The following is an 11,636-nucleotide window of genomic DNA, read 5'->3' as shown; positions in this document are numbered from 1 at the left end:
CCGCTGGAGGCGCGCGAGCTGGCCCGTCTGGGTGCGCGGCTGATCGCCCATGACCTGCTGGCGCTGGGGATCACGGTGGACTGCCTGCCGGTGCTGGACGCGCCGACGCCGGGGGCCCACGACATCATCGGCGACCGGGCCTACGCCCACGATCCCGCCACGGTGGCCCTGTTGGGCCGGGCGGCGGCGGAGGGCCTGCTGGCGGGCGGCGTCCTGCCGGTGATCAAGCACATGCCCGGACACGGCCGCGCCACGGCCGACAGCCACCACGCCCTGCCGGTGGTGTCCGATCCCTTGAAGACCCTGGACGCCTGGGATTTCGCGCCGTTCCGCGCCCTGTCGGACATGCCCCTGGCCATGACCGCCCATGTGGTGTTCGAGGCCATCGACAGGAAGCGGCCGGCCACCACCTCGCGCAAGGCGGTCAGGCTGATGCGCGAGGACGTGGCGAGGGGCGGTCTGGGTTTCGGCGGCCTGATCATCACCGACGACCTGTCCATGAACGCCCTCAGCGGCTCGCTGCGGGAACGGGCCGAGGCCTCGCTGAAGGCGGATGCGACGTGGTCCTGCACTGCAACGGCAATCTCAACGAGATGCGCGCCGTGGCCGAGGGCGTCGGACGCCTGAGGGGTGCGGCGGCGAAGCGGGCCGAGGCGGCGCTGGCCCGCGTGCCCGCCACGCCCGAGCCGCTGGACGAGGCCCACGCCCGCGCCCGGTTCGCGGCGCGGCTGGCGGGTCGGATGACGGCGGCGGCCGGCCCGGCGGCGGGTGAGGCATGACCGAGGAATTCCAGACCGATCTGGGCTTCGATGCGGTGGACGCGGTGCCCGACGACCAGACCTTCGTGGTGGACATCGACGGCTATGAGGGGCCGCTGCACGTGCTGCTGGCGCTGGCCCGCACCCAGAAGGTCGATCTGCTGAAGCTGTCGATCACGAAGCTGGCCGAACAGTATCTGGCCTTCGTGCACGAGGCGCGCAGCCGCAATTTCTCGCTGGCGGCGGACTATCTGGTGATGGCGTCGTGGCTGGCCTATCTGAAGTCCCGCCTGCTGCTGCCCCGCAACGAGCAGAAGACCAAGGATGAGCCGCCCGCCGAGCTGATGGCCGCCGCGCTCGCCTTCCGCCTCAAGAAGCTTGAGGCCATGCGCACGGCCGTGGAGGCCATCACGGCGCGGCCTCAGCTCAAGCGCGACGTGTTCACCCGCGGCGACCCGGAGGCCACGGTCATCGTGCCGTCGGACCGGGTGGACATCAGCCTGTACGACCTGATGGTGGCCTATGTGGTCCAGCGTCGCCGCGAGGAGCACCGCCACTATACGCCCACCCAGCGGGTGGAGGCCTTCGCCCTCGAGGAAGCCCGCGACTGGCTGCGTGAGGTGATGCCGAAACTGGCCGACTGGACCCCGCTGGAGAAGGTCGCCCCGACGCGGGCGCGGGGCGGGGAGGGGCCGACCCAGGCCTCCTATGTGGCCTCGACCCTCTCGGCCAGCCTGGAGCTGGTCAAGGAAGGCGCCATGGACGTGCGCCAGACCCGGGCCTTCGATGACCTCTACCTGCGCCGCCGCGATATCGGCCAGCCGCTGGAGCTGACGCCGTGACCGTGGAACCCGACGATCTGGAGCGCCGCATCGAGGCCCTGCTGTTCGCCGCCGCCGCGCCGTTGTCGGTGGAGGAGATCGCGCGCCGCCTGCCCGAAGGGGCCGATGTGGGCGGGACGCTCACCGCCCTGATCGAGCGTTATGCAGGCCGGGGGGTGGAGCTGGAATGCGTGGCGGGCCGCTGGCGCTTCCGCACGGCGCCTGACCTGTCGTTCCTGATGACCGAGGAGCGCGAGGAGCCGCGCCGGCTGTCCAGGGCCGCGCTGGAGACCCTGGCCATCATCGCCTACCACCAGCCCGTCACCCGAGCCGAGATCGAGAGCGTGCGCGGAGTCAGCATCTCCAAGGGCACCCTGGACCTGTTGCTGGAGATGGGGTTCGTGAAGCTGAAGGGGCGGCGGCGCACGCCGGGGCGGCCGGTCACCTACGCCACGGCGGACCGCTTCATGGAGCATTTCGGCCTGGCCAGCCTGTATGACCTGCCGGGCGTGCAGGAGATGAAGGCCGCCGGCCTGCTGGACCTGTCCCTGCCCGCCGGGTTCGAGGTGCCGGACCCTTCGCGTGGCGAAGGCGAGGACGAGGACCCCGTCGAGGACGGCGACACGCCCGAGTTCGTTCAGGACTTCGTGGAGGGGGGCGAGGACAAGGGCTGACACCCTTTCCGATTGTTCACGTGTCTTTGCACGCGCGCCTTGGCAGTATCGGGCATCAAGTCACTCAAGGGGCCTCCCAATGCTTCGTATTCTTCTGATCGCCGCCATCGCCGCACCGCTGCTGTCCGGCTGCATCATCATCTCCACTGACGAGCCCACCACGCGCGTCATCACCACCAGCGAAGATTCGAACCGCTGATGCGCTTCCTTCCCCTGCTGCTGGCCGCCCCGCTGATGCTGGGCGGCTGCGTCATCTACTCCAGCGACAGCGGCGAGACGACGACCGTGCGCGCCGCCTCGGCCACCTCGGTGGAGCTGGAGCCGCGTGAACTGGAAAGCGTGCACGGCGTGCGTTTCGAGCGCGACCAGGCGGTGGTGCGCGTCACCTCCAACGGCTGCACCGAGAAGTCTGATTTCCGCGTGGAGATCGTGGACGGCGGCGCCATGGCCGGAGAAATGACCCTGTTCCGCAGCGAACCCGACCACTGCCGCGCCCTGATCGCCGAGGGTGTGGAGTTGTCCTGGACCTATGCGGAGCTGGGCCTGGAACGGGGCGCCGCCCTGGTGCTGGCCAATCCGCTGGTCGTGCCCTGAATGCAGCGATTGGTCAGGCCTCGAACGGCCTGACCATTTCGGGCGGAATGCGGTGCGGACGCAGGGTCTCGGCGTCCACCAGACACCATTCGGAAAGGCCCTGGGCGCACAGACGGCCCTCGCCGTCCTCGATAAGGACATAACGGGCGAAGCGCGGCCCCTGCGGATCGCCGACCCAGGTGCGGGCCACGACCGTCGCGCCGGGGGGCAGGGGGCGGAAATAGTCCACCTCGTGCCGTAGCGCGACCCAGGACCAGCGGGCCCGGTCTTCGGCGCTGAACCGGCTGTTCCAATGGGCTGTGCCGGCTTCCTGCAGCCAGCCCACATAGACCACATTGTTGACGTGGCCGTTCTCGTCGATGTGCTCGTCGCGGATGGTCAGGGGCAGGGTGAAGACCTGGCGATCCTCGCGCGGGGTCAGCGCCTGCCGGGCCACGATCAGGCCTCGCCCAGGACCACGCCCTTTTCGGTCAGGGCCTGCTGAAGCTCGCCGGACTGGAACATCTCGCGCACGATGTCCGAGCCGCCGACGAATTCACCCTTCACATACAGCTGCGGGATGGTGGGCCAGTCGGTGAAGGTCTTGATGCCGTCCCGCAGGGCTTCGTCCTGAAGCACGTCCACGCCGACGAACGGCGCGCCCACATGATCCAGGATCTGCACGACGGCGGCTGAGAAGCCGCAGCGCGGCGCGTCGGGGGTGCCCTTCATGAACAGCACCACCGGGTGCTCGGCCACGGTGGCGCCGATGAAGGCGTGGACGGGGTTCTCGTTCGTATCGGTCACGGGAGTTCGCCTGTTCGGGAGGAACCCGTCAGCTAGGGACCGATCGGGGCAGGGTCAAGGCTTGGGGAGGATCAAGCCGCCGCCATGCGGACCCGCGCCATCTCGATCTGGGCGGCCAGGCCGGGGGGCAGATCGCGCTCCGGCACGGCGGCCAGGGCCTCGATGCGCTCGCTGTGGGAGGCGTCGACCATGACCGTGGCGACGGACGGGTCGGTCAGGGCGAAGGCCAGGCAGATGTGCTCGGCGCTCCAGCCGTGGGTCCGGTGCAGGAAGGCGAAGGTGCCCGCGCCGGCCAGCGGATCATGCTTGGGACGCCCGCCCAGGCCGAACAGACCCTTTCTGGGGACGTGAACCGTTTCCGCCTTCTTCGCCGTATCCAGTTCTTCCGGGAAATAGCCATAGGCCACCACCGCCATGTCCCGTTCCAGCGCCGCTCGTATGCGATGCTTGGTCTGCCAGGGAGAGTTCACGTGATAGCTGGTGGCCAGCACGTCGAACGCGCCGGTGGAGATGTAGGCGTCCATCACCTCGCCGTCCCCGGCGATGCCCAGCATGCGGATGCGTCCGGCAGTGCGCTGGGCCTTGAGGGCGTTCAGGGCGGTCTGGGGCATCTCGTCCTCGCCCGGCTCGTCCAGCAGGGCCAGATCGATCCAGCCCAGGCCGGAGGCGTGCAGGATGCGGTCGATGGAGCCGGTCAGGGCCTCGGGCGAGAAATCACGGCCGCCCCGCCGCGCGTCGACGCGGCCCAGGCTGACGGAGAGTTGAATGAGCTTGCGATCAACCTGAGACAGGGCTTGCCCCACCGCCTCGGCAAGCACCGGATCGGCGCTGGTCAGGTGCACGGTGTTGATGCCCGCCTCCAGTCCCGCGAACACCAGAGACTGGGCGCGAGAGGGGCCGCCGGCCAGGGCGTCCGAGCCGATCTTCAGGGTCAGGGCTGAAACGGCCGAACCGGAGCGGCCAAGGGGACGATAGCGCATTGTGTCAGGTTCCCTCGGGGGCGCTGGTCTCCAGCGCCAGGGCGTGAAGTTCGCCGCCCATCTTGCCCTTCAGGGCTGCATAGACGGCCTGATGCTGCTTCACCCGGGACAGGCCGGTGAAGGCGGTCGAAACGATGCGCGCGCGATAGTGGTCGCCGTCGCCGGCGAGATCCTGAATCTGGATCTCGGCGTCGGGAAACGCCTCGCGCAGATGCTGTTCCAGCGCCTCGACAGGCATGGGCATGGGGAATCGGCCTCCAAATAACGGCGTTAAGGATGGCCGATAATCCTTAAGGGGCGGCTTACGCGGCCGTCTGGCGCTTCCGTAGTCTGAGCGCGATGGGACGGTGGGCGCGAAGCGTCACCTGGTGCACCGGGCGGGGCTCGATCCGCGAGATCGGCTCCACCTGGGCCTCGCGCAGGATGACGGCCAGGGCGATCATCGCCTCCTGCACGGCGAAACTGGCGCCGATGCAGACGCGCGGCCCCGCGCTGAAGGGGATGTAGGCGTAGCGGTCGACCGCCCTGCGGTTCTCCGGCAGGAACCGCTCGGGCCTGAAAGCGTCGGGATCGTCCCACAGCAGGCGGTGACGTTGCAGCACCCAGGGCGAGATCACCACCGTGGTCCCCGCCCCGATGGCCTGGCCCCCGATCACGTCCGCCTCCAGCGCCTTGCGCGCCATGGTCGGGGCGGGCGGGAACAGCCGCATGGTCTCCTCGAAGGCCGCCCGGATCCACGGCATGCGGTCGGCCCAGTCCGGCTGGTCGATGTCGAAGCCGTCCGCCTCGGCCTGAACCCTGGCCATGACCTCGGGCTGGCGCGAGAGCAGATGCAGGGTCCAGCCCAGCGCCCGGGCGGTGGTTTCGTGCCCGGCCAGGATGAAGGTCAGGATGTTGGCCGCCACCTCGGTGTCGCTGAGGCCGCGGCCGCCGCCCTCGTCCCGGGCGGTCAGAAGGGCGGTCAGCAGGTCGGGCGGCGCCGGGCGCCCCGCCTCCATCTGCGCCCGCCGCGCGGCCACGAGGGCGGTGACGCGCTTTTCGAAGAACACGGCCGAGCGGTGGCTGGCGATGCGGCCCAGGCGCGGCGCCCAGTCCGGCGCGCCCATCACGTCCAGCGGATCGATGCGGGCCCCGGCGGAAAGAAAGCTGTTCAGGGCGCGCTCGAAGTCGGCGGCCTGGCCGCCAGATCATCGGAGAACATGGTCGCGGACAGGATGTCGAAGGTCAGACCGGACAACTCGCTGTCCATGTCCATGACGCGGCCCTGCGGGGCCAGTCGCCATCCGGCGATCCGCGCCTCGCAGACCTCGGCCATGCGCCGGTTCAGGCCGCCGATGCGCGCCGGGGTGAACAGGGGCGCCATGATGCGCCGGGCGCGGCGCCAGTCCTCGCCCTCGGCCAGCAACATGCCCTCGGCCAGCAGCGGGCCCAGAACGCGCCTTTGGAGGTCGCCCTTCACATAGTTGGCGGCGTTCTCGGTCAACACCCGACGGACGCCGTCGGGATGGCTGACCACCAGCATTTCGCCGAACAGCCCGCGTCCGTGGATCTGCGGCAGCTCGAAGTGCCGGTCCGACCAGATGCGCAGCGGATCACGCCAACTGAGCCACAGGAAGGCGGGGGTGGACAGCGGCCCGCCGGCGCGTCGCGGCGGAATCTGGGGTCTGTAAACCGCGTCCGCCGTGATGCTCATGAGATCAGCCTTGTATCCAGTCGGGCAGCCAGCCTTCGTGACGACGACGAAGCTCGGCCAGGGGGATGCTGAACAAGCCCTTCGACGCGAAATCAGTTCCGCCCGCGCGCCCCACGACCGAGGCGTGCAGCCCGGCCTCGCGGGCGGCGGCGATCAGCGCTTCGGCGTCCTGAACCGCGACCAGATAGCGGGCCTGATCCTCGGCGAAGAGCAGGATGTGGGCGTGCTGTTCGCTGGTGGCGTCCAGCACGACGCCGGTGTCCGATGCCAGCGCCAGATCCGCCGCGGCGCCGATCAGACCGCCGTCGGACAGGTCGTGCACCACGGTCAGCTTGCCCGCCTCGATCAGGTCGCGCACGAAGTCGCCAGTCTTGCGCTCGAGCTTCAGGTCCACCGGCGGGGGGGCGCCGTCCTCGCGGCCCAGCACCTCGCGCAGATAGATGGAGGCGCCCAGTTCGCCGTTGGTGTCGCCGATCAGGACCAGCGCATCGCCTTCGACCATGCCCGCGAAGCCGGTGGTCACGTCATAGTTGGGCAGCAGGCCCACGGCGCCCACGGTGGGGGTGGGCGGAATGGCGACGCCGTTGGTCTCGTTGTAGAGCGACACGTTGCCGCTCACGACCGGGAAGTCCAGGGCGGCGCAGGCCTCGGCCATGCCGTCGATGGCCCGGACGATCTGGCCCATGATCTCGGGGCGCTGCGGATTGCCGAAGTTCAGGTTGTCGGTGATGGCGATGGGGCGGCTGCCCACGGCGGTCAGGTTGCGCCAGGCCTCGGCCACCGCCTGTTTGCCGCCTTCATAGGGGTCGTTCTGGACATAGCGGGGGGTGCAGTCGCTGGTGACCGCGAGACCCTTGTCGGTGCCGTGGACGCGCACCACGCCCGCGTCGGCGCCGGTGGCGGAGTCCTGGAGGGTGTCGGCCATGACGTGGCGGTCGTACTGCTCCCAGATCCAGCGCTTGGAGGCCATGTCGGGGCAGGCGATGACCTTGAGCACCGCGTCGGTCCAGTCGGCGGGGGCGGGCACGTCCTTGGGGTCGATGCGCGGGTGCAGGGTCGGCTGGGTCCACGGTCGGTCATACAGCGGCGCGTCGTCGAACAGGGGCGCCAGCGGCACGTCGCACACCACCTCGCCTTTGTGCTTCAGCACCAGATGGCCGGTGTCGGTGGTCTTGCCGATGACGGCGGCGTCCAGTCCCCATTTCTCGAAGATGCGGCGGCCGTCGTCCTCGCGGCCCGGCTTGAGCACCGCCAGCATGCGCTCCTGGCTTTCGGAGAGCATCATCTCGTAGGCGGTCATGCCCTCTTCGCGCTGGGGCACGTGATCCAGGTCCAGTTCGATGCCCACGCCGCCCTTGCCGGCCATCTCGACGGACGAGGACGTCAGGCCCGCGGCGCCCATGTCCTGGATGGCGGCCACGGCGCCCGAGGCCATCAGCTCCAGGGTCGCCTCGATCAGCAGCTTCTCGGCGAAGGGGTCGCCGACCTGCACCGTGGGGCGCTTGGCGTCGGACTCGTCGTCGAACTCGGCCGAGGACATGGTGGCGCCGTGGATGCCGTCGCGTCCGGTCTTGGAGCCGAAATAGACCACCGAATGGCCCGCCGCCGGGGCGGCGGAATAGAAGATGGAATCCGCCTTGGCCACGCCCACGCACATGGCGTTGACCAGGATGTTGCCGTTGTAGCCCCGGTGGAAATTGGTCTCGCCCGCCACGGTGGGCACGCCCACGCAGTTGCCGTAGCCGCCGATGCCGGCGACCACGCCGGTGACGAGGCGGCGGGTCTTCTCATGCTCCGGATCGCCGAAGCGCAGGGCGTTCAACAGGGCCACGGGCCGCGCGCCCATGGTGAAGACGTCGCGCATGATGCCGCCCACGCCCGTCGCCGCGCCCTGATAGGGCTCGATGAACGACGGGTGGTTGTGGCTCTCCATCTTGAAAATGCAGGCGTCGCCGTCGTCGATGTCGATGACCCCGGCGTTCTCCCCCGGTCCGCAGATGACCCGCGGTCCCTTGGTGGGAAACTTGCGAGGTGGATCTTGGACGACTTGTAGGAGCAGTGCTCGGACCACATCACCGAGAAGACGCCCAGCTCCACCTGATTGGGCTCTCGCCCAAGGCGGTCCAGGACGACCTGATATTCGTTTTCGGCCAGGCCGTACTCGGCGGCCAGTTCGGCATGGTGGGGGTGTGCGCGCTCATGGCGCGCTTCTAGCGTCCCCGGGGAGTCGTGTCAGCCTCTCGCGTGCGTCAGCGCGCGATGTCGCGCTTCAGGCGGAACACCAGGATCAGGGCGACGATCAGAACCAGCAGCGATGCGGCGAGGGCGGAAAAGCCCAGCACCGGGTTTCGCTCCTGCTCGGCCACGAACACGGCCATCAGGCCCCAGGCGATGGGCAGGGGATAGGCCATCAGGCGCAGGCGCCAGGTCACCAGCAGGGCGGCCGCAACCACAAGGGTCACCGCCAGCAGGGCCCAGCCGGTGGGCGGCAGGCCGGGGGGCAGGGCGTCGTTCGCGGTGGCGACGGTCAGGACGTTGGCGGCCGTGGCGATGGTCAGCCACCCGGCCAGCAGGCCCAGGGGCCAGGCGACCAGCCAGCGGTCGGAGTCCCGCGTCGGCGCGGCGCGGATCAGCTGGGTGCTCATCAGCATCGGCACGACCAGCACCAGCCCGGAACCGGCGATCAGCACGACGGTCGCCGCGTCCTGGTCCGCCGCCGAGGCGATGACCCAAAGGCCGATGCCGACCATGCCCGCCACCGAGGGCCAGCCCATGCGGCTGAGCAGATCACTCTCGCCGGTGCGGGGCAGCACCTGCCAGACGCCATAGGCGATCAGCCAGGTGTAGATCAGACCCCAGATGGTGAAGGCGTAGCCCGCCACGCGCAGGGTCTGGTCGCCGTCTGCGGAGAACTCGGCGGGGCTCTGTCCCCACCCCAGCAGCATCTGGCCGTAGCCGACGATGGGGGCGAAGAGGGCTGCGGCCAGCACCACGAAGCGGCGGGTCTGCTGGGCGGCGGTTGGGCGGATGATGGAGGACATGACGCGCTTTCAGGTGGTTTCAAGCGTTACAATAACTACGCTTCCGGGCGGGGAAAGGTTGCGACTGCGCTACAGGAACATTCGGCGAGGCCCGAGGTTGCCGCCGTGGAGGGCGGACTGTCCGCCCGACGGAGAGAGTCATGACCGACAGCAACACCACACCCGAAGACCCCCACTTCGAAACCGACGAGACCAAGGCTGATCGCGCCAGCCAGCAAGGCCTCGGCCTGGGCCAGCGCGAACTTGAGGCCCAGCGCGATCCAAACGCGATCCAGGCCGCCAACGCGGACGACGAAGATCTGGAAGACGTTCAGGACGAGGTCGACCCCATCGACGACTCCATCGGCGTTCAGGGCCAGGCGCCGCGCGAACCCGGCGCCTGACGTCTAGTCGGCGGCGAACAGCGCCTCGGCCGCGAGCACCATGGCCGTCACCCCGGCGGTGACGGACGGCTCTGGCTCGATGCGGAAGAAGGGCGAGTGGTGGGATGACGCCGTCTCCAGCTCGCCCTGAGCCGTTCCGCCCACCGCGAAATAGACCCCGCGCACGCCCGTGTCCGGCGCGATGAAATAGGAGAAGTCCTCCGCTCCCATGCCCTCGCGTCGGCGTTCGATCAGGATGTCCTCCCCCATGCCCGCCGCGATGGCCGAGCGCACGATGGCGGCGGTGGGCGTGTCGTTGATTGTCGGTGGCGTGGTCTGGGTCTGGGATCGCGTCACTACCGGCAGCAGATCGTCGGGCACCCCCAGCGCCACCGCCGTGCCCCGCGCCACCCGGTCGATGCCGTCCAGAAGCTGCTCGCGCACCTCGAAATCATCGGAGCGCACGGTCAGCTGCAGATCCACCCGGTCGGGGATGATGTTGTGCTTGATGCCCCCGTGGATCGAACCGACGGTGATGACGCCGGGGCTCAGGGGCGCGATCTCGCGGCTGACGATGGATTGCAGCGACACCACGATCTGGCTGGCCACCAGCACCGGGTCGACGCCCATATGCGGCGAGGCGCCGTGGGCGCCCACGCCCCGCACGGTGATGTCCACGCTGTCCGAGCTGGAATAGGCGATGGCCTCGGGCACCATGATGAGCCCGGCCTCCAGCCCCGAGGCCACGTGGAAGGCGACGGCGTAGTCCGGCCTGGGGAAACGCTCGTACAGCCCGTCCTGCATCATGGTGCGGGCGCCGGAGATGGTCTCTTCCGCAGGCTGGGCGATCAGGATCAGGGTGCCGGACCAGTTGTCGCGTCGCGCCTGCATCTGGCGGGCCGTGCCCACCAGGGCGGTGATGTGCACATCGTGGCCGCAGGCGTGCATGACCGGCTTTTCGGTTCCGTCGTGGTCCACCTGCCGCGCGGTCGAGGCGTTGGCCAGGCCCGAATCCTCGGCGATGGGCAGGCCGTCCATGTCCGCGCGCAGCATGACCGTGGGCCCGTCGCCGTTGCGCAGGATCGCCACCACGCCGTGGCCGCCCACGCCGGTGGTCACCTCATAGCCCAGCGTCTCCAGCTCCTGCGCCATGCGCGCGGCGGTCTGGACCTCCAGCCCCGACAGCTCCGGGTTGCGGTGGAAGTGATCCCAAAGGGCCGCCAGATTGGCCTGATAGTCCTGCGCCACCGCCCGCTCCAGCGCCGCGTCCTGGGCGAAGGCGGGTGAGGCGAGAGCGGCCGCGCAGGCCGCCAGCATCAGCAGTCGTTTCATGGTTCAGCCCCTGTGTTCCCAGGGACTGTAGCGTCGTGGTCCGCCAACGCAATCGGCTCCATTCCGGTGTCTAGCTGGCCGGAGCCGGATCCGGAGCCGGAGACGGAGCCGACGGCGTCGTCTGATGGAACAAGTCATGGCTTCGGTCGTGAAGGTTGATCCGCAGCAAGATCCAGCCGGTTGATCGGCGATAGAGGTCGAAGGTGGCCACGAACGGGCCGTTATCGGTGAACACCAGGTAGGTTTGGCGCACCAGCGACTGGTGAAGGCCTCCTGGCGTCCCAGCTCCCATCCGGTGACCGGGCCGTAGTAGTCCGTCAGGGTGTTCAGATAGGTGATCAGCGCCTGCAACTGCGCGTTCTGGTATTCCATCATGGTTCCAGCGAACGCCTGGCCGATCGCAGCGGCCCCGTTGCCCGACCTCAGCCGGACGAGAAAGGCGTCGGGGATCGCGCTGGCGGCCGCGATGTCTTCGGCGGAAATTTCGGGCTCCTGCGCCGGCTGGGCCACAGCCGGCGACGACCCCAACAACAGCAGCGCCGCCGCCGCACCTGCCCACAGCTTCATGACCTATCCCCCTCGGACGAAGCCGACA

The 11,636-nt window shown here is 69.2% G+C and carries 13 protein-coding genes and 2 pseudogenes; 5 read left to right on the top strand and 10 right to left on the bottom strand.

All coding sequences use genetic code 11. From position 1 onward, the window contains the following. From MBEBAB_RS08180 to MBEBAB_RS08160, 4 genes and pseudogenes are all read left to right on the top strand, one after another. Nucleotides 1-779, top strand: a pseudogene (locus tag MBEBAB_RS08180) (glycoside hydrolase family 3 N-terminal domain-containing protein); the annotation flags it as partial. Next, entirely contained in the window at nt 776-1,600 is an 825-nt protein-coding gene (locus tag MBEBAB_RS08175; protein ID WP_021697490.1) for a segregation and condensation protein A, read from the top strand. The pseudogene MBEBAB_RS08180 and the gene MBEBAB_RS08175, both read left to right, overlap by 4 nt. Then, the gene (scpB, locus tag MBEBAB_RS08170) at nt 1,597-2,253 is read left to right on the top strand and encodes an SMC-Scp complex subunit ScpB (protein ID WP_021697489.1); all 657 of its coding nucleotides are present in this window, start codon (nt 1,597-1,599) and stop codon (nt 2,251-2,253) included. The genes MBEBAB_RS08175 and scpB overlap by 4 nt, the downstream gene beginning before the upstream one ends. A 198-nt stretch (nt 2,254-2,451) precedes the next feature. Further along, nucleotides 2,452-2,847 (top strand): hypothetical protein, encoded by a 396-nt coding sequence (locus MBEBAB_RS08160; protein WP_021697487.1) that lies wholly within the window; start codon nt 2,452-2,454, stop codon nt 2,845-2,847. Between the two features lie 13 nt (nt 2,848-2,860). Here MBEBAB_RS08160 and MBEBAB_RS08155 read toward each other — a convergent pair whose 3' ends face one another. The 8 genes and pseudogenes from MBEBAB_RS08155 to MBEBAB_RS08125 form a co-directional block, all read right to left on the bottom strand. Then, nucleotides 2,861-3,283: an acyl-CoA thioesterase gene (locus tag MBEBAB_RS08155; RefSeq protein WP_021697486.1), complete on the bottom strand. Its 423-nt coding sequence runs from the start codon at nt 3,281-3,283 to the stop codon at nt 2,861-2,863. 2 nt (nt 3,284-3,285) lie between these two features. Next, the gene (grxD, locus tag MBEBAB_RS08150) at nt 3,286-3,633 is read right to left on the bottom strand and encodes a Grx4 family monothiol glutaredoxin (RefSeq protein ID WP_021697485.1); all 348 of its coding nucleotides are present in this window, start codon (nt 3,631-3,633) and stop codon (nt 3,286-3,288) included. A 71-nt stretch (nt 3,634-3,704) separates the two neighbouring features. Next, nucleotides 3,705-4,613, bottom strand: a complete 909-nt coding sequence (locus MBEBAB_RS08145; RefSeq protein WP_021697484.1) for an aldo/keto reductase — start codon at nt 4,611-4,613, stop codon at nt 3,705-3,707. Between the two features lie 4 nt (nt 4,614-4,617). Beyond that, the gene (locus MBEBAB_RS08140; protein WP_021697483.1) at nt 4,618-4,857 is read right to left on the bottom strand and encodes a BolA family protein; all 240 of its coding nucleotides are present in this window, start codon (nt 4,855-4,857) and stop codon (nt 4,618-4,620) included. A 58-nt stretch (nt 4,858-4,915) separates the two neighbouring features. Further along, nucleotides 4,916-5,719, bottom strand: a complete 804-nt coding sequence (locus tag MBEBAB_RS17520) for a cytochrome P450 (protein WP_021697482.1) — start codon at nt 5,717-5,719, stop codon at nt 4,916-4,918. Between the two features lie 44 nt (nt 5,720-5,763). Continuing rightward, nucleotides 5,764-6,306, bottom strand: a complete 543-nt coding sequence (locus tag MBEBAB_RS17515; RefSeq protein WP_021697481.1) for a cytochrome P450 — start codon at nt 6,304-6,306, stop codon at nt 5,764-5,766. Nucleotides 6,307-6,310: 4 nt separating this feature from the next. After that, nucleotides 6,311-8,478: pseudogene (gene purL, locus MBEBAB_RS08130) on the bottom strand (phosphoribosylformylglycinamidine synthase subunit PurL). A gap of 77 nt (nt 8,479-8,555) precedes the next feature. Next, nucleotides 8,556-9,347, bottom strand: a complete 792-nt coding sequence (locus tag MBEBAB_RS08125; RefSeq protein ID WP_021697479.1) for a TspO-related membrane protein — start codon at nt 9,345-9,347, stop codon at nt 8,556-8,558. Between the two features lie 140 nt (nt 9,348-9,487). On the opposite strand from MBEBAB_RS08125, the gene MBEBAB_RS08120 reads away from it, so the two are divergent. Continuing rightward, on the top strand, nt 9,488-9,730 hold the full coding sequence (locus tag MBEBAB_RS08120; RefSeq protein ID WP_021697478.1) for a hypothetical protein: 243 nt from the start codon (nt 9,488-9,490) through the stop codon (nt 9,728-9,730). Nucleotides 9,731-9,733: 3 nt separating this feature from the next. Here MBEBAB_RS08120 and MBEBAB_RS08115 read toward each other — a convergent pair whose 3' ends face one another. Both MBEBAB_RS08115 and MBEBAB_RS16165 read right to left on the bottom strand, forming a co-directional pair. After that, entirely contained in the window at nt 9,734-11,041 is a 1,308-nt protein-coding gene (locus tag MBEBAB_RS08115) for an amidohydrolase (RefSeq protein ID WP_021697477.1), read from the bottom strand. Between the two features lie 3 nt (nt 11,042-11,044). After that, a complete protein-coding gene (locus MBEBAB_RS16165) occupies nt 11,045-11,608 on the bottom strand; it encodes a hypothetical protein (RefSeq protein WP_021697476.1) in 564 nt (187 codons plus the stop codon). Between the last annotated feature and the right edge of the window lie 28 nt (nt 11,609-11,636).

The sequence above is a fragment of the Brevundimonas abyssalis TAR-001 genome, assembly GCF_000466985.1.
Lineage (GTDB): Bacteria > Pseudomonadota > Alphaproteobacteria > Caulobacterales > Caulobacteraceae > Brevundimonas > Brevundimonas abyssalis.
This window is presented reverse-complemented; position numbering and strand designations above follow the sequence as displayed.

Excerpts from the sequence above, each read along its gene's own strand:
- MBEBAB_RS17515 (WP_021697481.1), bottom strand. The coding sequence starts at position 6,306 with ATGAGCATCACGGCGGACGCGGTTTACAGACCCCAGATTCCGCCGCGA.
- MBEBAB_RS08160 (WP_021697487.1), top strand. The coding sequence starts at position 2,452 with ATGCGCTTCCTTCCCCTGCTGCTGGCCGCCCCGCTGATGCTGGGCGGC.
- MBEBAB_RS08125 (WP_021697479.1), bottom strand. The coding sequence starts at position 9,347 with ATGTCCTCCATCATCCGCCCAACCGCCGCCCAGCAGACCCGCCGCTTC.
- MBEBAB_RS17520 (WP_021697482.1), bottom strand. The coding sequence starts at position 5,719 with ATGGGCGCGCCGGACTGGGCGCCGCGCCTGGGCCGCATCGCCAGCCAC.
- MBEBAB_RS08120 (WP_021697478.1), top strand. The coding sequence starts at position 9,488 with ATGACCGACAGCAACACCACACCCGAAGACCCCCACTTCGAAACCGAC.
- MBEBAB_RS08145 (WP_021697484.1), bottom strand. The coding sequence starts at position 4,613 with ATGCGCTATCGTCCCCTTGGCCGCTCCGGTTCGGCCGTTTCAGCCCTG.
- MBEBAB_RS08140 (WP_021697483.1), bottom strand. The coding sequence starts at position 4,857 with ATGCCCATGCCTGTCGAGGCGCTGGAACAGCATCTGCGCGAGGCGTTT.
- MBEBAB_RS08115 (WP_021697477.1), bottom strand. The coding sequence starts at position 11,041 with ATGAAACGACTGCTGATGCTGGCGGCCTGCGCGGCCGCTCTCGCCTCA.
- MBEBAB_RS08175 (WP_021697490.1), top strand. The coding sequence starts at position 776 with ATGACCGAGGAATTCCAGACCGATCTGGGCTTCGATGCGGTGGACGCG.
- MBEBAB_RS16165 (WP_021697476.1), bottom strand. The coding sequence starts at position 11,608 with ATGAAGCTGTGGGCAGGTGCGGCGGCGGCGCTGCTGTTGTTGGGGTCG.